Origin of the sequence: Pseudomonas sp. B22(2017) (assembly GCF_002113105.1) — a bacterium.
In the GTDB taxonomy this organism is placed as follows: domain Bacteria; phylum Pseudomonadota; class Gammaproteobacteria; order Pseudomonadales; family Pseudomonadaceae; genus Aquipseudomonas; species Aquipseudomonas asiatica.
On sequence record NZ_NEJN01000001.1, the window covers coordinates 168,225 to 187,809 of the forward strand.

Below are 19,585 nucleotides of genomic sequence, written 5' to 3' on the forward strand. Positions count from 1 at the left end.
TTGATGCAGGCCCGAGAGGTTCTGGTCACCGGCTATGGCCTGGTGGCTCCCACGGCACTGGATGCAGCCTCGCTGTTCACGACGATCAGCGAAAACCGTTCCTGCATTCGCCAGCACCCGGCGTTTGTCGAACTGGGCTTTGCGAACCCGGCGGCCGGGTTTATCGATGAGCAACAATGGCAGGTGATCGCTGCGGCCTTTCCGGGTGATCTGCAGACCACCTCCCGCCAGGAATGGCTGGCGCATTACGTGGCCCGTCAGGCGTTGGCCCATGCCGGGTTGGCCGACGGCGCATTTGCCCGGGTCGCCAGCGGTATTTTCGTCGGGGCCAATAAATACTGCATGAGCGGTGATTTGCGGGACGCCAGCCGTTACATGGACGATCAGGGGCGGGTCGATCTTGACCAGTACCTGGATAACCACACCCTCAGCGGTGGGGCGTTCGCTCGGCGGGTTGATCAGCAAACCCGCCATCTCGCCGAATGGCTGGGTGTACGTGACCATATCTCCACACATTCCGATGCCTGTGCCGCTGGCACCATGGCCATCGGCAGCGCCTATCGAGCGATCGCCCGTGGCGAGATCGACCTGGCGTTGTGTGGCGCGGTGGAGTTGATGGCCCATGAATTGTCCTACTACAGCTTTGATGGGCTGGGCGCACTCTGCCAGCGAGTGGACTTTTCCCCACAAGAACAGAGCCGGCCGTTCATGCCAGACCGCTGCGGTTTTGTGCTGAGTGAAGGGGCGGCGCTGTTGGTGCTGGAATCCCGCGAGCATGCCGAGCGTCGTCAGGCCCGCTCGCTGGGCCGGGTGCTGGGTTACGCGAATCTGTGCGAGGCAGAGAAAATCACCTCCAGCAGCCGCGATGGCAGCAAGTACGCCGCCTGCATGACCGCGGCCCTGGCCGATGCCGAACTGCCCAGTGCGGCTGTGGACCATGTGAATGTTCACGGTACGTCGACACAGGCCAATGACCGTTGCGAGGCCCTGGGCATGGCGCAGGTGTTCGGCGAAACCCTGGAGCAGATGACGTTCACCGCCAACAAATCTGCCGTAGGGCATTCGTTGGCCGGCAGTGGTGCCATTGAGGCGGTGCTGTCGTTGATGAGCATTCAGTCGGGCGTGGCTTTGCCGACCCTCAATTTTCAGCCGGAAAAATCCGAATTTCCGGAGTTGAAATTCCTTTGCGAACCGTTGCAGCAACCGATCAATGTCGTGCTCTCAAACTCCTTCGGGTTTGGTGGCGTGAACAGTTCGTTGGTGCTGGGCAGGGCATGACATGACCAGATCCAATTCAACTGCTGTTTATATCACTGCAGCGTCGGTACTCAACGCCGCCGGTACTGAATGTGCGCCTCGTGACAGTCAACCTCAGGCCGCGCAACCGCTGGATTTCGACCCGGCACGCCTGGCCCGTTGTGTTGCAGCGCCCGCCTTGCCGGCTGGTGTGTACGACCGCAAATTGTCCCGCAGCCTCGAGCCTCAGGGCGCCCGCCTGCTGTATTGCGCCGGCCGTCTCGCCGAGGCCTTGCGTGGGCTGGAACTGCCCGATGAGCGGATCGCATTGACCGCTGCCATTCCGGAAGTGGATGGCCCCAGTTCGTGCTGGGATGCAGTGCAGGCCATTGGCGCACAACCGGCGGATCTGTTGGCGCAATTCTTTGCCCACACACCGCCGCTGCATGCGCTGATGATGCTCAACAGCAGCGTTATGGCCCACGCGGCTGAGGCCTTGCATTGCAAGGGCCCCATGGGCGGTTTTTGCTCCCAGGGCAATGCAGGACTGGATGCTTTGATGGAGGCCGCCGCCCATCTGAGCGAAGGCCGTGCCGATGCTGCCGTCGTCGTCAGTAGCAGCCCGAACATCACCCCGGCGTTGTACCTGCGTGACGCTACACACCCACCTGTGAACCCCGGCCCGTGGGTTTTCGGCGAAGGTGCTGCGGCACTGTTGCTGACGACCAAGCCGGGCCGCGGTGCTCAATCTGCGTTGCGCATTGCCGGGTTTGCCCGTGGTTACAGCGCGCAACCCGAGCGTGGGCTGGCTGTTGGTCGCGACGTCATCGAGCGTGCTTTGAGCAACGAAAAACTGTGTCTCAGTGATGTCGGGCAAGTCGTCGCTGATGCACAGGACCCGCAGATTGCCGCGTTGTTCACCCTATCGGGGCACACCCTCGAACACTCCAGGGCGTTGGTAGGTGACTTGGGCGCCAGCGCCTTGCTCAGCGAAATCGCTGTGACCTGGGCACTGGATTGCAGCCGTTACACGCTGTTGCTCGAACATAGCCGAGGTGGGCATTGGGGCGCGGTGCTGCTGGCCAGAACGTCGTCGGACACAGAGACAATGGAGAGTTACCCATGAGCCCCAGACGGATCGTGATCACGGGCATGGGCGCCGTCACCGGCTTCGGTTTCGAGTGGCAGTCCATGTGGCAAAAAATGTTGGCCGGCGAGCATTGCATTCGGCCATGGCAACCGGAAGGCGTCGAGGCGGGTGCGTTCCCTGTGCGTTACGCAGCACCCGTGGATATGGGCTTGATGCCGGCACACTTGAAAGACCATCCGGCCTGGGGGTTGTCGCTGGAAAAACGCACCCGTTTTGGTTGGGTCGCGGCCACCCAAGCCATTTCCGACAGTGGCCTGAGCCCCGAACAGTTGCGTGGCGCGGCGGTATTGTCAGCGTCCGGCGCACCTGCTCATCGTTTGCAGGACATGCTGCTCAGCCTGGCGGATGACCCGGCGCAGGCACCGTCCTGGGCTCAATTGATGGCGCGACAGGCGCAGGTCGATCCTGACAGTTCACTGTGTCAGAGCAACGACCGCCTTGCGCGGGTGATTGCCGATGGTATCGGCAGTGAAGGCCCGGTGATCAATATCAGCAGCGCCTGCGCGGGAGCATCCCAGGCCATCGGCAATGCATTCCAGATGATCCGTCGCGGCGAGGTCGAGCTGGCCATTGCCGGGGGCGCCGATTCGGTGCTGAGCCTGGACACCATGACCGCGTTGTATCTGCTCGGCGCCGCCAGCAGCGAGCAGCGTTGGGGCACCGAACTGTGTCGGCCGTTCGACCGCCATCGCAGTGGCTTGATTGCGGGTGAAGGCGGTGGTTTTGTCGTGCTCGAAACCCTCGAACGGGCGCTCGCCCGAGGGGCAACGCCGTACGCCGAAGTGCTGGGTTTCGGCAGCAGCCTGGATGCCTACAAAATCACCGCACCCGACCCGCAGGGCCGGGGAGCGGTGCTGGCGATGCAGGCGGCCCTGACAGATGCCGGGCTGAAGCCGCAACAGGTCGATCTGATCAATGCCCACGGTACGTCGACACCCCTCAACGATGCCGCCGAAACCCTGGCGATCAAGACCCTGTTCGCCGAGCGCGAACATTATCGGCGGTTGCTGGTGACGGCCAACAAATCCCAGTTCGGCCACCTGATTGCGGCCGCCGGAGCACCGGAGTTCATGCTCACGGCCCTGGCCTGCCGGGATGATCGGGTCACGCCGACCCTGAACCTGCATGATGCCGATGAACAATGCGACCTCGACTACTGCGCCCATCAAGCGGTCAAGCGCAAGGTCGACGTTGCCCTGAGCAACTCCTTCGGTTTCGGCGGCCTCAACACTTCACTGGCGCTGGGCAAGTACCGGGAGGCGCCGCGATGAAACAGGCGGTCGCGATTGCCGGTGCGGGTTGCGTGTTGCCCAGCGGCTGGGGTGTCGAATCTTTCTGGGCAGCTGCGAACGAGGGGCGCAGTGCAATTACGGCGCTGAACGCCCGAAGGTTCAGCAGCGAACGCGTGGTGGCGTTCGGGCAAATTCAGGATCAGGACCACCAACGCAGCCGACAAGACCTTGCGCAAAACCTTCAGCGTTACTGCACGCCGGCAGTGATCTGGGGTGTCAGCGCGGTACGTCAGGCGTTGGAAGAAGCAGGCCTGGCCGATGAGCAGCCGGATGTCCGTTTCGGTTTGTATTGCTGTCAGGGCGGCTACACCCATCCGTCTCTGGAATCCTATGCCGAGTTGTTGCTCGGCTGTCGGCAGGACGGCGTCGCCGACATGGCGGCGTTCGCCAAACGGATCCTGCAAGACCGTGCCCAGGACCCTTTTCTGGTGCTCAAAGGCTTGAGCAACTGCTTGCTGGGTGTCACCAGCCTGGCGCTGAGACTGGTGGGTGAGTGCAACGCCTATATGCAAGGTGTCGCCGGCAACCTGGCAGCCTTGCGTGAGGCTACGGCCGCTTTGCAGGATGGCCGAATCGACGCGGCAATCGTTGTCGGTGCGGGCAGCGAACTGGATGCCCTGGCGCTGTCCGGGTTGGTCCAGGCGGGGGTCATCAGCGCCAACGGCTCGAACACTCTGCTGCCGTTTGACCTTCGGGGCACCGGTGGCATTGCCGGGGAGGGCGCGGCAGCATTGGTGCTGCGCCGGCGCGAAGACCTGCCGGCCGGCCCTCAGGCGTGCCTCGCCGACATGACGGCCCATGCCACCCTCGGTCGCTTGAGCCTGCCCGACAGCCCAACCGATCTATTGGTGTGCAGCGGCACCGGCGATGCGCACAAAGACCGCGTGTTGTGCCAGACGCTGGCCCTTGCGCGCGCTTCGCACATCACCAGCGGGTTGGCGATAAACGGCATTCTCAGCGCAGCGCCGAGCCTGGTGGATCTGATGCTTGCGCGTTGCGCATTGCAGGCCCAAAGCGTGCCGCCGATTGCCGGTTTGCAGCAGCCAGTGGCAAACCTGCCGTTTATTCAGGGCGCGCCCCACGCCGCGAGCCTTGAGCATTGCCTGGTGCTGAACCGCGACGACAACGGATTCAGCGCCGCCTATCAAGTGCTCTACAGCGCAAAGGTCACTCAAGACTGACGCTGACTACCGCCTATTTTTTACTTTCAGGGATATGACAGTCATGGATTATCGCGATTTCGTTCGGCCCAAATTCGTCGGCCTGCTCCAGGCACTGGGCCTGGAGTGTGAGTTTCAGCGCGCCCTCGGTAGCCAGTTGTTCTACCGCAACCCCAAGGGCGACATGGTCACGGTCACCGACTTTCTCGGCGGTTACGGTGCGGCACTGTTCGGCCACAACGACCCACAGTTTGTCGATCAGCTCTGTGCGCTGCTGCGCAGTGACGTGCCGTTCAACGCACAAATGTCGATCCGCGGTGCGGCCGGGCAATTGGGGCGAGAGCTCAGCGACGCCTTCAATCGCGAACTGAAGAACACCGAACGTTACATTTCGACTTTCTCCAACAGTGGCGCGGAGGCGGTGGAAATTGCCGTCAAGCACGCGGAGTTCCGTCGCCAGAAGAGCCTGCAAAAGCAGTTCGACGACATCGATTTCACCCTGGCCAGCCTGACCGCCAGCGAACGCGCTTATCGCGAGCTGGATGTGGCCGACCTCGACCTGCCTGCAGGTGTCCTGCCAGCCACTCTGAACAGCGTGACCTTGCGTCAGGTGGTTGAAGCCGTTCGCCAACACAACCTGGCGCAGTTGCACATCGAACCGGTATTCATCGCCCTGCGCGGCAGCTTCCACGGCAAATTGGTCAATACCGTGCAACTGACCTATGGCCGTCAGTACCGCGCGCCGTTTGCCCGTTTTGGTCTGAACGTCGAGTTCATCGACCCCCAGCAGCCCCATCAGTTGCAGGAATTGCCGGCCCGGCACACGCACCATTGGCTGAGCCTGCAATGGGACGGCGAACACCTGAACGTGCTGAAACTGCCGTTCAGCGCGATTACCGCCGTGTTGATGGAGCCGATTCAGGGCGAAGGCGGTATCAACGAGTTCGCGGCCGAGTTCTACCTGGGGCTGCGCAAGCTGTGTAACGAGCAACAGTGCCCGCTGGTGATCGATGAAGTGCAGTCAGGTTTTGGTCGCGCCGGGACGTTTCTTGCCAGCAGCCAGTTCAACCTGCAAGGCGACTATTACTGCCTGTCCAAGGCCCTCGGCGGCGGCTTGATGAAAATCGCCGCGACGGTGATCCGCAGCAGCCACTACGAAGGCGAGTTCAGCTACATCCATAGCTCGACCTTCGCCGAGGACGATCCGTCCTGCCATATCGCGCTGTCGGCATTGCGCCGGTTGTTCGCCAATGACGACGCGATGCTCAAAGACATACGCACCAAGGGCGCCTACCTCAAAGCCTCGCTCAATGAACTGAAGATGGCCTATCCGGATGTGATCGCCGATGTGCGCGGGCGCGGCTTGCTGGTGGGTTTGGAATTGCACGACCTGAGTGTCAGCAGCTCGCTGGTACAGGCGTCGGCCCAGTACAACGATGCCTTGGGTTACTTGATCGCCGGCTACCTGTTGCAATTCGAAGCGTTGCGGGTAGCACCGTCGGGCAGCAACTCCAACGTGATTCGCCTGGAGCCTCCAGCCTGTATCACCCTGGGCGAAATCGACGGGCTGATCGGTGCCTTGCAACGGGTCTGTGACATGCTGCGCCGTGGCGATGCGTTGCCGTTGGCGGCGGGTATCTGCGCGGACTCGATTCCCGCTGTGCCAGCCCGTCAGGACGATTTTCGGATGGCCGAGCCCGTTGAAAACATCGATGCCAAGGTCGAAGTCGTCGCTCGGGTAGCGTTCATCAACCACCTGATCGATGCCGATATCCTCGGTGACGTCGATCCCTCGCTGGCAGCCCTGAGCCCGGAACAGAAACGCACGTTCATCAACCGCACCAAGCCTGAACGCCGCGCTGCGCCAGTCGGCCCGGTGATCATTCGGTCGCGCCTCGGCATGGCGGTGGAGTTCACGTTGTACCCGCTGTGCATGGATTCGGATGCCATGGCCGAGTACATCCTCAGCGGTGACCTGGACAGCATTCGCGAAGAAGTCGGCAGGCGTGTCACCGATGCCCGCGCCGACGGCTGCAGCATCGCCGGTCTCGGGATGTACACCTCGATCGTCACCAACAATTGTCAGGCGCTGAAGATTGCCGACATGGCGCTGACGTCCGGCAATGCCCTGACCATCGGCATGGGGCTCGAAGCCATCGAGCAAGGCTGTGTTCAGCAAGGCCTGGCACTGCGCGAGCAAACCGCTGCCGTTGTTGGTGCCGCCGGTAACGTTGCCTCGACCTATGCCTCGGTGCTGTCCGCCACCGTCGATCACCTGATTCTGATTGGCAGCGGTCGTGACGGCTCGGTTCGGCGCCTGGAGAAAACTGCCCAACTGATTTACGCCGACGCGGCCCGTTCGATCCTCAAGGGCACAGCCGAAAACGACCGGTTGGCGCAGCGACTGCTGAGCCTTGATGGTTTTTGTGACTTGTTGCGCTCACATGGACAAAAAGCCGACCTCGGTTTGCACATCGCCCGTCTGGTGGATGAGCGCCTTGGCGCGAACGCTTTCATCACGGTCACCAACGATCTCGACGCCCTCAAGGGCGCACGGGTTGTCCTGTGCGCGGCCAATGCGCCTCAGCCATTCCTCGGCGCCGAACATTTCGCCGAGCGCAGCGTGATTTGCGATATCGCCGTGCCGCTGAACGTTCATCAAGACATGCCGAGCCAACGCGAGGACGTGCTCTACATGCACGGCGGCATCGTCCAGACGCCGTTCGACGACGGCCTGGCGCCCAACGTGCGGGCCTACCTGAAAAAAGGTCAGCTGTATGCGTGCATGGCCGAGTCGGTGTTGATGGGCTTGTCTGGCATGAGCCAGCACGGCTCCTACGGCGATATCAGCCGTGAGCAAGTTCAGCAGGTCCGCGCACTGGCCGCGACCCACGGCTTCACCCTCGCGCAATTCAAAACTCAAAACTCGCTTTAAGGAGCGGTCATGACTCAGAAAATAGCTGTCGTGACCGGCGGCAGTCGCGGCATTGGCAAGTCCGTCGTGCTGGCCCTGGCCGGCGCGGGTTATCAGGTTGCCTTCAGTTATGTCCGTGACGAGGCGTCAGCTGCTGCCTTGCAGGCACAGGTCGAAGGGCTCGGCCGGGAGTGCCTGGCTGTGCAGTGTGATGTCAAGGATGCGCAGAGCATTCAGGCGTTTTTTGAACGGGTCGAGCAGCGTTTCGAGCGTATCGACTTGTTGGTCAACAACGCCGGTATTACCCGTGACGGTTTGCTCGCCACGCAGTCGTTGAGCGACATCACCGAGGTCATCCAGACCAACCTGATCGGCACGTTGTTGTGCTGTCAGCAGGTGCTGCCCTGCATGATGCGCCAACGCAGCGGGTGCATCGTCAACCTCAGTTCGGTAGCCGCGCAAAAGCCCGGCAAGGGCCAGAGCAACTACGCCGCGGCCAAAGGCGGTGTAGAAGCATTGACGCGCGCACTGGCGGTGGAGTTGGCGCCGCGCAACATCCGGGTCAACGCGGTGGCGCCCGGCATCGTCAGCACCGACATGAGCGAAGCCCTGGTCGGCGCCCATGAGCAGGAAATCCAGTCGCGGCTGTTGATCAAACGGTTCGCCCGGCCTGAAGAAATTGCCGACGCGGTACTGTATCTGGCCGAGCGCGGCCTGTACGTCACGGGCGAAGTCTTGCCCGTCAACGGCGGATTGAAAATGCTATGAGCCAGGCACGCACGATTGTGATTACCGGCGCGGCCAATGGTATTGGCCGCGCCGTCGCGGAAAGTTTTGCAACCCAGGCCGAGCACCTTTTGATCTTGCTTGATCGGGATCTGGCAACCTTGCAGCGGTGGGTCACCGAGGGCGAATTTGCCGCTCGCATCGAAACCCATCAAGCGGACATCGCCGATCTGGCCAGCCTGCAACTTCTGTTCAAGGGCCTGGCCAACCGGGTCGGCTTTGTCGATGTGCTGGTCAACAGCGCCGGGGTCTGCGACGAGAACGAGCCCGAAGACCTGGACAACTGGCACAAGGTGATTTCGATCAACCTCAACGGCACTTTTTACGTCACCTCGTTGTGCCTGCCACTGATGGCGGATGGTGGGCGGATCGTCAACATGTCGTCGATCCTCGGCCGAGCGGGCAAGGTCCGCAACACCGCTTACTGCGCCTCCAAGCACGGCATCATCGGCATGACCAAGGCCTTGGCGCTGGACCTGGCGCCACGGCGAATCACCGTCAATGCCATCCTGCCCGCCTGGATCGATACCCCGATGCTGCAAGGCGAATTGGCGGCTCAGGCGCGCATCGCCGGAATCACCCATGAGCAAATCCTGCGCAATGCCAAGAAGAAGTTGCCCCTGCGGCGCTTCATTCAGGGCGACGAAGTGGCGGCCATGGTCCGTTATCTGGCGAGCCCGCAGGCGAGTGGTGTCACAGCGCAAAGCCTGATGATCGACGGCGGTGCCGGGTTGGGAATGTAGCCATGGCTCGACTGGGATTGAACCGCGGCCTTTTGGCCGCGCTGGTCAGCCTCGGCTCGCCGGTGGCGATCGCCGAGTGGTTGCCGGAGCATCATGAAGCGGAGATCGGCGTAGCCACGGCCGTGCGTCTGCACGGTGACGACCAGGTCACGCAAAAGGCCGTGTACCTCAAGTTCAGCCTGGAGGATGCCTGGGACAGCGGCTACTACAAGGCCAAGGGCCGAGCCCGTTATGACTTCCGTTACGACGGCAACAATCCCTACAGTGCGCAAGCCCGGGACGATTACCGGGCGACCGCCGATTGGCGGCACCTTTACTGGGGGCTCTACGTTGGCGACGGCGAGCTGACGGTGGGCTGGCAGCAGGTGGTGTGGGGGCGTGCAGATGAATTACGAGTGCTCGACCAGATCAATCCGCTGGACTATCGCGAGGGTGTGATCGGTCTGTTGGAAGACAGCCGCATCGCGGTGCCGATGATTCGCCTGGTGCAGCCGGTCGCCGAGTGGGAGCTCGAAGCGCTGGTGATCACTGATTTCGTGAAAAACCAGGCGCCGGCCGTCGGCAGCGAGTTCGATGCACCGATCTTTGCCACACCCGATCCGCAGATGTTTGTGGTCGATTCGCGGCCCGGTTATGACGGTCACAGTGGCTTCGGTTATGGCGCCAGTGCCAACGGCCGGGTCGGCACGGTGGATGTCAGCTTCGTTGTCCTCAACGCCCGCCAGCAGGACCCGGTTTACGCCGTCGAAGGCCAGACCGAAGAGGGCCTGATTCGCCTCGAACGGCAATTCCCGCGCTATTCCATGGGCGGCGCCAGTGTGGCCATCGATGCCGGCCACAGCATCGTGGTACGCAGTGAAGTCGCTTACTTCGACAATTGGCGCGTCACCAATCCTTACCGCGCTTACGGCAGCGACCAGACGGCGATGACCAAGTCGCTGCTGGGCGTCGATTACCTGTTGCGGGACTGGCTGATCTCGACGCAGTGGCAACATCAGCGGCTGCTCGACTGGCAGCCCGGCATGGTCCAGGACAAACGCGACGACCTGTTCACCGTGTCTGCCGAGGGCTCGCAGTTCCAGGATCGCCTCAAGACTCGTCTGGTTTTCGGCATGTCGCCGCCAGCGCAGGACGATAGCTTCGTTCAGGGGATCTTCACCTACAAACCGGTGGACTGGCTCAAGTTGGGGCTCGAAGTCGATGTGTTCTTCGGCAAGCCCGACCGCCAGTTCGGTGCTTACGCCAACCGCGATCAGGTGCGCTTGTCCGCGGGTTATCTGTTCTGACCACACCGGTGCCGGTGTGCGAACCACTCAAACAATGAAAAGGAAATCGCAATGATGCCCATCTTCAAGACCCTGACTGTAAGCGCACTGTTGCTGAGCACCGCTGCCGCCATGGCAGCTGAAACACGCACGGCCGACGACATCATTCGCCAGGCCCGGGACCGCGATGACGGCAAGAGCTTCATGTCCCAGGTGTCCCTGATTCTGATCGACAAGCAAGGTAACAGCCGCATCCGCGAGTTCAGCTACCTGCAAAAGGATTACCCGGACAGCGACAAATTCACCATGTATTTCTCCGCGCCGAGTGATGTGCGTGACGTCGCCTTCCACATCGAAAACCCGCGCGAGGCCCTGGGCCTCGAAGACAGCCAATGGATGTATTTGCCGGTCAGCCGACAGACCCGAAGGATTTCCACCACCGACAAACGCGGGGCGTTCATGGGTAGCGACTACTCCTATGCCGACCTCGACAAGATTCGCGCCGAAGACTATCGCCAAACGCTGGTTGGCGAAGAGCAGTTGCAGGGCCGCGATTGCTACGTGATCGAGCGTGAGCCGGCGACGCCTGCCGTGCTGGCCAAGACCGGCTACAACAAGCTCAAGGTCTGGGTTGACAAGAAAAACTCACTGGTGCTGCGCCAGGACTTCTTCGATGTAAAAGGAGTGATGTTCAAGCAGATGCGCACTCTGAAGACTGAAACCATCGACCAGATCGACAGCATTACCTTCAGCGAAACCGAAGACTTCATCGCCGGTACGCGCTCTCAGCTGCGCTTCAACCAGTTGCAGTACAACGTCGCACTGGACGACCGCCTGTTCACGCAGACCGCGATCAAGCGTGGGCTGAAAGCCGGCGACTTGCCCGAATACACCGTGTCTGCCCGCTAAGCGCCGCGCTCGATTCATCTGGAACCCTCATTCATGGAAAGATACCTGAACTTCGTCGAGCGCTATGCGCGGGCAATTGTGTTCGTGCTGGTGGCGATCACCGCCTACTTCACCTACACCCTCGGCGCGCTGATGTCGGACACCAATCCGTATCTGCTCAAGGACACTCACCCGGCGCGCAAGACGATCATTGATTTGCAGCGCGAGTTCACCGGCACATATGACTCGGTCATGGTGGCGCTGAGCAACCCCGAGAGTGTCTTCAACACCACGTCGCTGAACGCGCAGTTCGAGTTGTCCCAGGCCATACGCCGGCTGATGCTGGCGAACGATGAGGACCGTGTAGAACTGCAGCGCATCGTTGGCCTCCACAGTGGCGATCCCGATGCCCAGGCCTTGCTGGTGCAGATCCTCGCCGAAGGTTTTTCGCAGAACGATTACGCTGCCGCCAAAGCGCTGCGCGACCATGGGATTGCCCGGCACTGGGACAGCCACGACCTGCAGTTCCTGAGCTTTCTTGCCGAGCGGCTCAACCCGATCCAGGAAATGGCCTCGATGGCTGACCTGGAAAACATCAGCTTGAGTGCCGATGGCGAGTTGTGGATCCACAAGACCCTGCACGCCCTGGATATGGACCCGAGCAAGGTCGAAGCGCAGATCATGGGCAACGAGCAGATGGTTGGTGGCGTCGTCTCGGCGGACAAGAAAGTCGCCATGGTCGTCGCCGAACTGGGTACCAAACAGGACGACGCTCAGGCCCAGTTGCGTGCCTATCACCAGGTCCGCGAGATCATCGCGAAGTACCAGGCCGCTCACCCGGAGTTCACCGATGAGGTATTCATCGCCGGCATGCCGATCTTCATTGCGGCCCAGCAGGAGATCATCGATCACGACCTGGCGATGCTGTTCCCGATCGTGTTCCTGTTGGTGACTTCTCTGCTGGTTTTCTTCTTTCGCAAACCACTTGGCGTGGTGCTGCCGCTGTTCAATATCCTGTTCTGCACCATCTGGACCCTTGGCCTGATGGCGCTGCTGCGTGTACCGATGGACTTGCTCACCAGTGTGTTGCCGGTGTTCCTGTTCACCATCTGTTGTGCCGACGCGATCCACGTCATGGCCGAGTATTACGAACAGCTCAATTCGGGCAAGTCTTTCCGCGAAGCCAACCGAGAAACCCAGCGCCTGATGGTCACGCCCGTCGTTCTGACAACGGTCACGACTATTGCGACGTTCTTGATTTCCACCACCAACAACATTGTCAGCATCCGCAACTTTGGCGTGTTCATGTCCATCGGCCTGACGGCGGCGCTGATCATTTCGTTGCTACTGATCCCGGCGTGGATTTCGATCTGGGGCAAAGATGCCGTCCCGCGCAAAGTGCAACTCAAAGAGTCGCTGATCTCCCACTATCTGGTGGTGTTCTGTGCCTGGCTGATTCGCTGGCGCAAGCCGGTATTGCTGGTGACCCTGCCGTTGTTGGCGATGATGACGGTGTTCACGTTCAAGGTGGATATCGAAGACTCGGGCATTGCCTACTTCAAGAAGGACAGCCCGGTGCGGATGTCCGACGAGTTCATCAACCGGGCCGGGGTCGCGGGTACGTCGCCGGGCTGGATCGCTTTCGACACCAAGACTCCGCGTGGTGCGCTGACCACTGAAACCGTGCAGTTCCTGGAACGTCTGGACCAGTTCATCAGGGCCCAGCCGAACGTGAGTTACACCTATTCGGTGGCGACCTACATCAAGCGCATGAACCTCGTGCTCAACGACATGAACCCTGCTTTCCTGCGGGTGCCGCAGGCGGTGGAGCAGGTGACGGTGGTCGATGATGACGGGAAACCGGAGACCTTCGAAGTCGATGGCAACTCGCTCATCGAGCAACACATCATGATGTTCGAGAACGGTGGCGGCACCGACTTGCAGAACGTGCTCAATGCCGATTACTCGAAGGCGGTGACGCTGTTCACCATGACCTCCTCTGTGGCGGGCGATTACCAGGCGATGCTCGATAAACTGGACGCCTGGCTGGCGATCAACAAACCGGCCAACCTGCAAGTCACCCATGCCGGTACGCCGTACATATGGACCGGGGTGTTGCAGGAAATCACCCAGGGTCAGGTGCTGAGCTTCTCGCTGGCGTTGCTGGCCGTGACCTTGATGATGATGTTCTGGCTCAAGTCAGTACGCCTGGGCATCCTCGGCATGCTGACGTTGCTGACCACGTCGGTGACGGTGTACGGCAGCATGTACCTGTTGGATATCGAGTTGAACATCGGTACCACACTGGTGACGTTCCTGGTGGTGGGCGTCGTGGATTACGCCGTTCACCTGCTGTCACGGATCAAGATGCTGGTGCAGAAGGGCGCCGAGATCGACGAAGCCATCCTGGCGGCCATGCAGGGCGTCGGGCGTTCGACGGTGGTCAATGTCGTGATCTTCTCGATGGGCTTTGTCGCGCTGCTGTTCTCCGCCTACAAACCCGTCATCGACCTGGGTGTACTGGTGATACTGGCGCTGTCATCCAGTGGCTTCATGACCATTTTGTTGGTCACGCTGATTTCGCCGTGGTTCTTTGCCTCGATTGTGCCGCAACCAGCAGTGCAAGAGGGCGAGCAGCCGCGGGGTGAGGCTGTGCCAGGCTAAATCGCCGGGGCGCCTGCGTGTTGAAAACGGCACGGGGCGCCATGGCCGTTCAGCGGCGGCGGTGCGGATTCAGCGGGCTTTTTCCAGGTGTTCGAACTGGCATTGCATCTGAGCATCTTTGAGGCTCAGCTCAAACTCGACCAAGCCGTCATGCACTTTCTGCAACGCCTGGATCTGCCCCATCAATTCCTGCTTTTTGTTATCGATGGCCTGCATGGCCAGATCCCAGGGCAGCTCCTGGCCGCGATGATCCTGCAGAATGGCCTGCATTTCCTTGAGTTTGAAACCGAGTTGCTGAGCACATTTGATGAAGGTCAGCAGCTCTACGCTTTGCTGGCTGTAGATGCGGTACTTGCCTTCGCGTTGCGGGGGGGGCAACAGGCCGATTTCTTCGTAATGTCGAATGCTTTTGACGGTGGTGCCCGACAGCTGGGCGGCTTTGCCGATGTACATGAAAATCCCTTTTTGACGCATCAGAAGCGAAAAGATGTCGCGCGCTCGCACAGGCGCGCGACATCTTTGCACAAGCGTCAGGGGGTTGGAAGCCAGTTTGGACAAGGTGTCGCAGCAGGTAGGCTCGGCTGGGCAGTGCAGGGGCACGGCACGACCGGGGCCGATCAGCGGCTGGCGACTGCCTGGACTTGTTTGAGCCAGGCTTCACGCTGTTCCGGCTTGGAGCCCAATACCGGACCGAAGGTCAGGGTTTTCAGGGGCTTTATGCCGCAGAACTCCAGGGTGGTCTTGCGCATTTGGTGCAGGCCCGGCATGCGATACACCCATCGGTAGTACCACGGCGGCGTGTCCATGGTCACCAAAAGGTGAGCCGTGCGGCCCTTGAGCAGCTTATCCGGGAAGGGCGAGCCCTTGCGGTACTTGAAGGCAAAACCGGGCAGAAACACGCGGTCGAAGAACCCCTTGAGCAACGCCGGAATGCCGCCCCACCAGATCGGATACACAAATGTCAGGTGTTCGGCCCAGGTAATGTCGTTCTGTGCGGCGATCAGATCGGGCTCAAGCAACTGGACCTGGTTATAGCCATCGTGCAGGACCGGATCGAAATCCAGGGTGTCCAGGCGCAGCAAGCGCACCTCATGGCCTGCTTGCGTGGCGGCCTCGACGTAACGTTCGGACACAGCGCCGCAAAAGCTGTCGTTCGAAGGGTGGCCGAGGATTACGAGCATGCGTTTGCTCTTCATGACAAACTCCAGGTAATGAAGTGCCAAGGGTAAAGTCTGCCCCTTACGGTAGAGTCAAGCGTTGCCGGTTAGCGGTAATGTACCCCCAGAAATACCCTTCGATACCCTCATCAGAATGCGCGATCGAGAACGGCGATTTATGACAGCTTTCGAACAGGCCCTCGCTGGACTTTAGTGCACCTCCACGGTTGCGTGGCCGATAACGGGACAGGGCTGGGTCCGTTTGGGAATGCTTTCACGAACGGCTGCTATCGACCCATTGCGGACATTGAATACAACGAAGTTAACCAAGATTCAGCAGCAAAAGAGGTCCAAAGCGGTCAGTCGCCTTCCTCGGTTCAATGTGGCAGTTCGGAGGGGACGTCAGACATCAATAATCGGTATATCCCTTTTCTCCAGGGGTGTAAAAGGTAGAGCTATCAGGTTCTACCAAGTTCTGTCCCGATGCTAGCTTGGTGACCAAGTCTGGATTCGAGATAAACGGACGACCGAAAGCCACCAGGTCGCCACGCTGCGCGTCGAGGTCTGCATTGGCGCGAGCGACATCGTAGCCACCGGAGAGTATGTACAAGCCGTTGAACGCGTCACGGATAGCGGATTTCAACTCTGGGCTGACTTCCGGCGCCCCTATGGCGCTGTGATCGACGATGTGAATATAGACCAGACCGAGCGCATTCAATTCCTTGATTAGGTGCAGGTACAGCGCGTCCATATCGGGATCTGGCAGTTGGCCGTTGAAGACCCCATACGGCGAGATACGCATGCCAACCCGCTCCGCGCCAATTGCGTTGACAGTTGCCCTTGCGACTTCGACCGCGAAGCGGATGCGGTTTTCGACCGGGCCTCCCCAGCGATCATCACGCTGGTTGGATGCGGTATTGAGGAATTGGTCAATCAAGTAGCCATTCGCTGCATGCAGCTCGACGCCATCGAAACCCGCCTGTATCGCCAGTTTGGCTGAGGCTGCATATTCGCGGATGCTCTGGGCAATGTCCGCCTCGCTCATGACGTGGGGCACTGGGTGCGGCTGCATGCCTTCGCTGTCGGTCCACATCTCGCCAGGAGCTGCGATCGCCGAAGGTCCCAAGACGCGGGCGCCTGCCGGCAGGTTCGCGGGGTGGCTGATCCGCCCTGTGTGCATCAATTGCACAAAAATCCTGCCCCCGGCCTGATGGACACCATCGGTCACGCTTCGCCAGCCTTGCACGTGCTCGTCGTTGAAAAGGCCAGGGATACGTGGGTACCCCAGGCCATTGTGTGATGGAGAGGTACCTTCGGTAATGATCAGTCCGGCGTCCGCCCGAAGGCGGTAGTACTCTGCCATCAGTTCATTGGGCAGGTTTCCGATCGCGCGGCTGCGGGTCAGCGGCGCCATGACAATGCGGTTCTTCAGCGTGAGGTTGCCGAGCTGGGCAGATGTGAACAAGCGGTCGTTCATAGTGGTTTCCTTGGTGATGGATTCGATCATTCGTACACAATCACGCGCTCAAGGTTGTAGCTGATATCGTTCAGCTGCGTGGGCTTGCCGAATGTCAGACATCAGGCCTTGGCGCGCACCTTCCAGCGCACTCCAGCGTTCAGCAATATGAAGCGGCGGGATGGTTACTAACTCGCGACGGTCAAAACCGATCAGTGCAGCATCGACCAGCTCACCGACCTCCATCACCTCCGGGAGAGTATTGACGTCAACGCCGGCACGCTCCCAAATCTCGGTGCGGGTCGCTGCCGGAAGCACCGCTTGCACGTACACACCCTTGGGTGACAGCTCCTGGCTCAGACCCTGTGACAGAAAAAGCACGAAGGCTTTGGTCGCTCCATAGATCGACATGCCAAACTCGGGCGCAAAACCCACCACCGAACCCACGTTGACGATTGCACCGGTGCCCGACTGCGTGAAGCGCGGCGCGATCGCAGCAGCGAGCCGCGTCAGCGCGGTGATGTTGAGCGTGATAAGGCGTTCGATGGCGTCGGCAGACTGGTCCAGGAACCCACCCGATTGGGCCATCCCCGCGTTATTGATCAATACCCCGATATTCGCGTCATCGCGCAGTCGATTTTCAAGGACGGACAGGTCTGCCGAGCTTGTCAGGTCAGCTGGCAGCACCTCAACGGCCACTTTGCTTTCCTTACGCAAGCGAAATGCAAGCTCATCCATGCGCGATTTGTCGCGCGCAACAAGGATGAGATCGTGGCCGCGACGGGCGAACCGCTCGGCGTAGGTGGCGCCGATGCCACTAGAGGCACCGGTTATAAGTACGGTCGGACGTGTGATCATTGAGATTACCTTTATGTCGATGGTTTTGTGAGCAACAGGGCGGCAATCACATTTGGATTACGACCTTGCCTTTGGAGCGCCCTTGAGCAAGGTACTCAAGCGCATCCTTTGCTTCCTCGAACGGGAATATCCGATCGATCACCGGCTGAATTTGCTGAGCTTCCAGAAGCTTGCCGATTTCGGCGAGTTGGCTACCGTTGGGATGCACGAAAAGAAACGAGTATTTAAGGCTCCGCCTCTTTGCCAGACGCATGATCTTGCGGCTCATCAGCCCGAATACGAAGGTCAAAAAGACATTCAGCCGTTTGGCACGCGCGAATGCAGCATCCAATGGGCCAATGAGTGAGACGATCTGGCTTCCTGGTCTGAGGATGGACATGGATTTTTCAATCGCATCCCCCCTTACGGTTCCGAGTACCGCGTCATAGTCGCGCAGCACCGTCTCAAATTCCTGCGTCTTGTAGTCCACAACTTCGTCCGCACCCAGAGCGCGCACCAGTTCAACGTTGCCTGTACTGGTGGTGGTTCCCACCTTTGCCCCAAGATGTTTCGCCAGTTGGATTGCAAACGTACCAATCCCGCCCGAACCAGCAGGAATGAATACCTTCTGTCCAGGGTGAAGATTGATGCGCTCCTTCAGCGCTTGCCATGAGGTGAGGCCGACCATTGGGATCGACGCGGCCTGCACGAAGCTCAGATTGGCCGGTTTCAGCGCGGCAGCGCACTCTGGCACAACTGCGAAATCAGCAATCGCCCCTGTGCCAAGATCGAAGATGCTGGCGAAGACAGCATCGCCTGGCTTGAAGCGGGTCACGCTACTACCAACCTCGGTCACTATGCCGGCCAGATCGCTACCCAGTGTGGCTGGCAGTTGGAAATGCAATACAGGCTTGAACATCCCCGTCGGAATCATGTTGTCGATCGGGTTCAGGCCGGCAGCGTGGACCTGTACCAATAATTCGTCAGCCTTCAACGTGGGCCGGGGAATGTCGGCTAACCCGATGTCGGGTGATTTGCCATAGCGCTTGAAGGTTAGTGCTTTCATAGTTCGGTTATTCATCATGGTTTTTAATACTTACTGTTCAGAACCGTCAGATAGAAAATCCCGTACCGCAGATACAAAAGCCTGGTGGTGTTGAAAGACGCCTCCATGACCGGAATTGGGATATTTCGTCAGTTGGGCATTCGGTAGGCGGCGCGCCATATCAGCCGAGAGGCTGCTGTCGACCATAAGGTCGTTGTCACCGTTTGCTACGAAAACTGGCTGTTTGATAAGGGTGAGATCGTGAGGTGGGCTCAAGCCCCATTGACGGATAGCTTTCAGCTGGGCGTTGCGCGCCTGAAGTGATATTGCCTTGTCGAGATTCCCACTCCTCGTTTTCAGCGAGGCGAGATAATCGCTTGCAGCACGCTTGCCTTCGGGGGTGCGAGGGAAAAACAGAAAGTTCCTTGGATCGGTCCAGGTCAGCGCGGCCTTGATGTAGGCAAGCGCAGCGACTTTGGTGACCTTATCGATACCACCACCACCCCGTGGGCCCGTTCCAGCGAGGATAATCCGCCGTACGAGATCGGGAGCCTGGAGAGCCACGGCCTGTGCCACACCACCGCCCATCGAGAAACCGAGCAGATCGACCTTGTCGAAACCCAATGTACGGATGAAGGCAATAGCATCCCGTCCCATTTCCTCAATGGTGTGAGGAACTGAGCCTCCCGAAGCCCCGACACCGCGATTATCGAAAGCAATCACCCGACGATGGACCGCTATACCGTCGATAACACGCGGGTCCCAGTCGTCCAGGACTGCCATCAGGTGGTGCAATAAAACCAACGGCACACCAGACTCGACGCCAAGATCACGGTAAGCGAATGCCACCCCGCCAACGTCAATTGTATGGGTGGTGGCATCTTTCCATTTCGCAGCCTCCAGCGGCCGCGCCATTTGGGTGGGGCCGGTGCCCGAAGACGCTGAGTCTGCCGGAGCGTAGGCCGGATTTTTCGCGCTCATCAAGGAAGTCT

At 60.0% G+C, this 19,585-nt stretch carries 16 protein-coding genes; 10 read left to right on the top strand and 6 right to left on the bottom strand.

Annotated features, from left to right (window positions below; all coding sequences use genetic code 11):
- Window positions 1-3: 3 nt before the first annotated feature.
- The 10 genes from CAG18_RS00865 (at window position 4) to CAG18_RS00910 (ending at window position 14,098) form a co-directional block, all read left to right on the top strand.
- Window positions 4-1,278: a beta-ketoacyl-[acyl-carrier-protein] synthase family protein gene (locus CAG18_RS00865; RefSeq protein ID WP_085719840.1), complete on the top strand. Its 1,275-nt coding sequence runs from the start codon at window positions 4-6 to the stop codon at window positions 1,276-1,278.
- Between the two features lie 157 nt (window positions 1,279-1,435).
- Complete coding sequence (locus tag CAG18_RS00870) at window positions 1,436-2,362, top strand: beta-ketoacyl synthase (RefSeq protein WP_178075688.1); 927 nt, start codon at window positions 1,436-1,438, stop codon at window positions 2,360-2,362.
- Entirely contained in the window at window positions 2,359-3,657 is a 1,299-nt protein-coding gene (locus tag CAG18_RS00875; RefSeq protein WP_085719844.1) for a beta-ketoacyl-[acyl-carrier-protein] synthase family protein, read from the top strand. Before CAG18_RS00870 ends, CAG18_RS00875 begins: the two co-directional genes overlap by 4 nt.
- Complete coding sequence (locus CAG18_RS00880; RefSeq protein WP_085719846.1) at window positions 3,654-4,859, top strand: beta-ketoacyl synthase N-terminal-like domain-containing protein; 1,206 nt, start codon at window positions 3,654-3,656, stop codon at window positions 4,857-4,859. Before CAG18_RS00875 ends, CAG18_RS00880 begins: the two co-directional genes overlap by 4 nt.
- A 43-nt stretch (window positions 4,860-4,902) precedes the next feature.
- Window positions 4,903-7,773: an aminotransferase class III-fold pyridoxal phosphate-dependent enzyme gene (locus CAG18_RS00885; protein ID WP_015270140.1), complete on the top strand. Its 2,871-nt coding sequence runs from the start codon at window positions 4,903-4,905 to the stop codon at window positions 7,771-7,773.
- A gap of 9 nt (window positions 7,774-7,782) precedes the next feature.
- Window positions 7,783-8,520: an SDR family NAD(P)-dependent oxidoreductase gene (locus CAG18_RS00890; RefSeq protein ID WP_015270141.1), complete on the top strand. Its 738-nt coding sequence runs from the start codon at window positions 7,783-7,785 to the stop codon at window positions 8,518-8,520.
- On the top strand, window positions 8,517-9,281 hold the full coding sequence (locus CAG18_RS00895; protein WP_015270142.1) for an SDR family NAD(P)-dependent oxidoreductase: 765 nt from the start codon (window positions 8,517-8,519) through the stop codon (window positions 9,279-9,281). Before CAG18_RS00890 ends, CAG18_RS00895 begins: the two co-directional genes overlap by 4 nt.
- Window positions 9,282-9,283: 2 nt before the next feature.
- Window positions 9,284-10,567, top strand: a complete 1,284-nt coding sequence (locus tag CAG18_RS00900; RefSeq protein ID WP_054572920.1) for a DUF1302 family protein — start codon at window positions 9,284-9,286, stop codon at window positions 10,565-10,567.
- 51 nt (window positions 10,568-10,618) lie between these two features.
- A complete protein-coding gene (locus CAG18_RS00905; protein ID WP_015270143.1) occupies window positions 10,619-11,455 on the top strand; it encodes an outer membrane lipoprotein-sorting protein in 837 nt (278 codons plus the stop codon).
- Window positions 11,456-11,488: 33 nt separating this feature from the next.
- The gene (locus CAG18_RS00910) at window positions 11,489-14,098 is read left to right on the top strand and encodes an RND family transporter (protein WP_015270144.1); all 2,610 of its coding nucleotides are present in this window, start codon (window positions 11,489-11,491) and stop codon (window positions 14,096-14,098) included.
- 69 nt (window positions 14,099-14,167) lie between these two features.
- Here the strand turns inward: CAG18_RS00910 and CAG18_RS00915 are convergent, their stop codons facing one another.
- The 6 genes from CAG18_RS00915 to CAG18_RS00940 all read right to left on the bottom strand — a co-directional run bounded on the left by CAG18_RS00915 (window position 14,168) and on the right by CAG18_RS00940 (window position 19,508).
- Window positions 14,168-14,551 carry a MerR family transcriptional regulator gene (locus CAG18_RS00915; RefSeq protein WP_003256870.1) on the bottom strand — a complete coding sequence of 128 codons (384 nt, stop codon included), beginning with the start codon at window positions 14,549-14,551 and terminating at the stop codon, window positions 14,168-14,170.
- A 164-nt stretch (window positions 14,552-14,715) separates the two neighbouring features.
- Window positions 14,716-15,294, bottom strand: coding sequence for an NAD(P)H-dependent oxidoreductase (locus CAG18_RS00920; protein ID WP_039612922.1), 579 nt, complete (start codon window positions 15,292-15,294; stop codon window positions 14,716-14,718).
- A 370-nt stretch (window positions 15,295-15,664) separates the two neighbouring features.
- Entirely contained in the window at window positions 15,665-16,762 is a 1,098-nt protein-coding gene (locus CAG18_RS00925) for an alkene reductase (protein ID WP_256573328.1), read from the bottom strand.
- A gap of 18 nt (window positions 16,763-16,780) precedes the next feature.
- The gene (locus CAG18_RS00930) at window positions 16,781-17,569 is read right to left on the bottom strand and encodes an SDR family oxidoreductase (protein WP_085719850.1); all 789 of its coding nucleotides are present in this window, start codon (window positions 17,567-17,569) and stop codon (window positions 16,781-16,783) included.
- Window positions 17,570-17,615: 46 nt separating this feature from the next.
- Window positions 17,616-18,614: an NADP-dependent oxidoreductase gene (locus CAG18_RS00935; protein ID WP_085719852.1), complete on the bottom strand. Its 999-nt coding sequence runs from the start codon at window positions 18,612-18,614 to the stop codon at window positions 17,616-17,618.
- 30 nt (window positions 18,615-18,644) lie between these two features.
- Window positions 18,645-19,508: an alpha/beta fold hydrolase gene (locus CAG18_RS00940; protein ID WP_143492623.1), complete on the bottom strand. Its 864-nt coding sequence runs from the start codon at window positions 19,506-19,508 to the stop codon at window positions 18,645-18,647.
- Between the last annotated feature and the right edge of the window lie 77 nt (window positions 19,509-19,585).

Bases quoted from the DNA above. Each gene is read 5' to 3' on its own strand.
- CAG18_RS00865 (WP_085719840.1), top strand. From the start codon at position 4: ATGCAGGCCCGAGAGGTTCTGGTCACCGGCTATGGCCTGGTGGCTCCC.
- CAG18_RS00875 (WP_085719844.1), top strand. From the start codon at position 2,359: ATGAGCCCCAGACGGATCGTGATCACGGGCATGGGCGCCGTCACCGGC.
- CAG18_RS00880 (WP_085719846.1), top strand. From the start codon at position 3,654: ATGAAACAGGCGGTCGCGATTGCCGGTGCGGGTTGCGTGTTGCCCAGC.
- CAG18_RS00885 (WP_015270140.1), top strand. From the start codon at position 4,903: ATGGATTATCGCGATTTCGTTCGGCCCAAATTCGTCGGCCTGCTCCAG.
- CAG18_RS00890 (WP_015270141.1), top strand. From the start codon at position 7,783: ATGACTCAGAAAATAGCTGTCGTGACCGGCGGCAGTCGCGGCATTGGC.
- CAG18_RS00895 (WP_015270142.1), top strand. From the start codon at position 8,517: ATGAGCCAGGCACGCACGATTGTGATTACCGGCGCGGCCAATGGTATT.
- CAG18_RS00900 (WP_054572920.1), top strand. From the start codon at position 9,284: ATGGCTCGACTGGGATTGAACCGCGGCCTTTTGGCCGCGCTGGTCAGC.
- CAG18_RS00905 (WP_015270143.1), top strand. From the start codon at position 10,619: ATGATGCCCATCTTCAAGACCCTGACTGTAAGCGCACTGTTGCTGAGC.
- CAG18_RS00910 (WP_015270144.1), top strand. From the start codon at position 11,489: ATGGAAAGATACCTGAACTTCGTCGAGCGCTATGCGCGGGCAATTGTG.
- CAG18_RS00915 (WP_003256870.1), bottom strand. From the start codon at position 14,551: ATGTACATCGGCAAAGCCGCCCAGCTGTCGGGCACCACCGTCAAAAGC.
- CAG18_RS00920 (WP_039612922.1), bottom strand. From the start codon at position 15,294: ATGAAGAGCAAACGCATGCTCGTAATCCTCGGCCACCCTTCGAACGAC.
- CAG18_RS00925 (WP_256573328.1), bottom strand. From the start codon at position 16,762: ATGATCGAATCCATCACCAAGGAAACCACTATGAACGACCGCTTGTTC.
- CAG18_RS00930 (WP_085719850.1), bottom strand. From the start codon at position 17,569: ATGATCACACGTCCGACCGTACTTATAACCGGTGCCTCTAGTGGCATC.
- CAG18_RS00935 (WP_085719852.1), bottom strand. From the start codon at position 18,614: ATGAAAGCACTAACCTTCAAGCGCTATGGCAAATCACCCGACATCGGG.
- CAG18_RS00940 (WP_143492623.1), bottom strand. From the start codon at position 19,508: ATGGCGCGGCCGCTGGAGGCTGCGAAATGGAAAGATGCCACCACCCAT.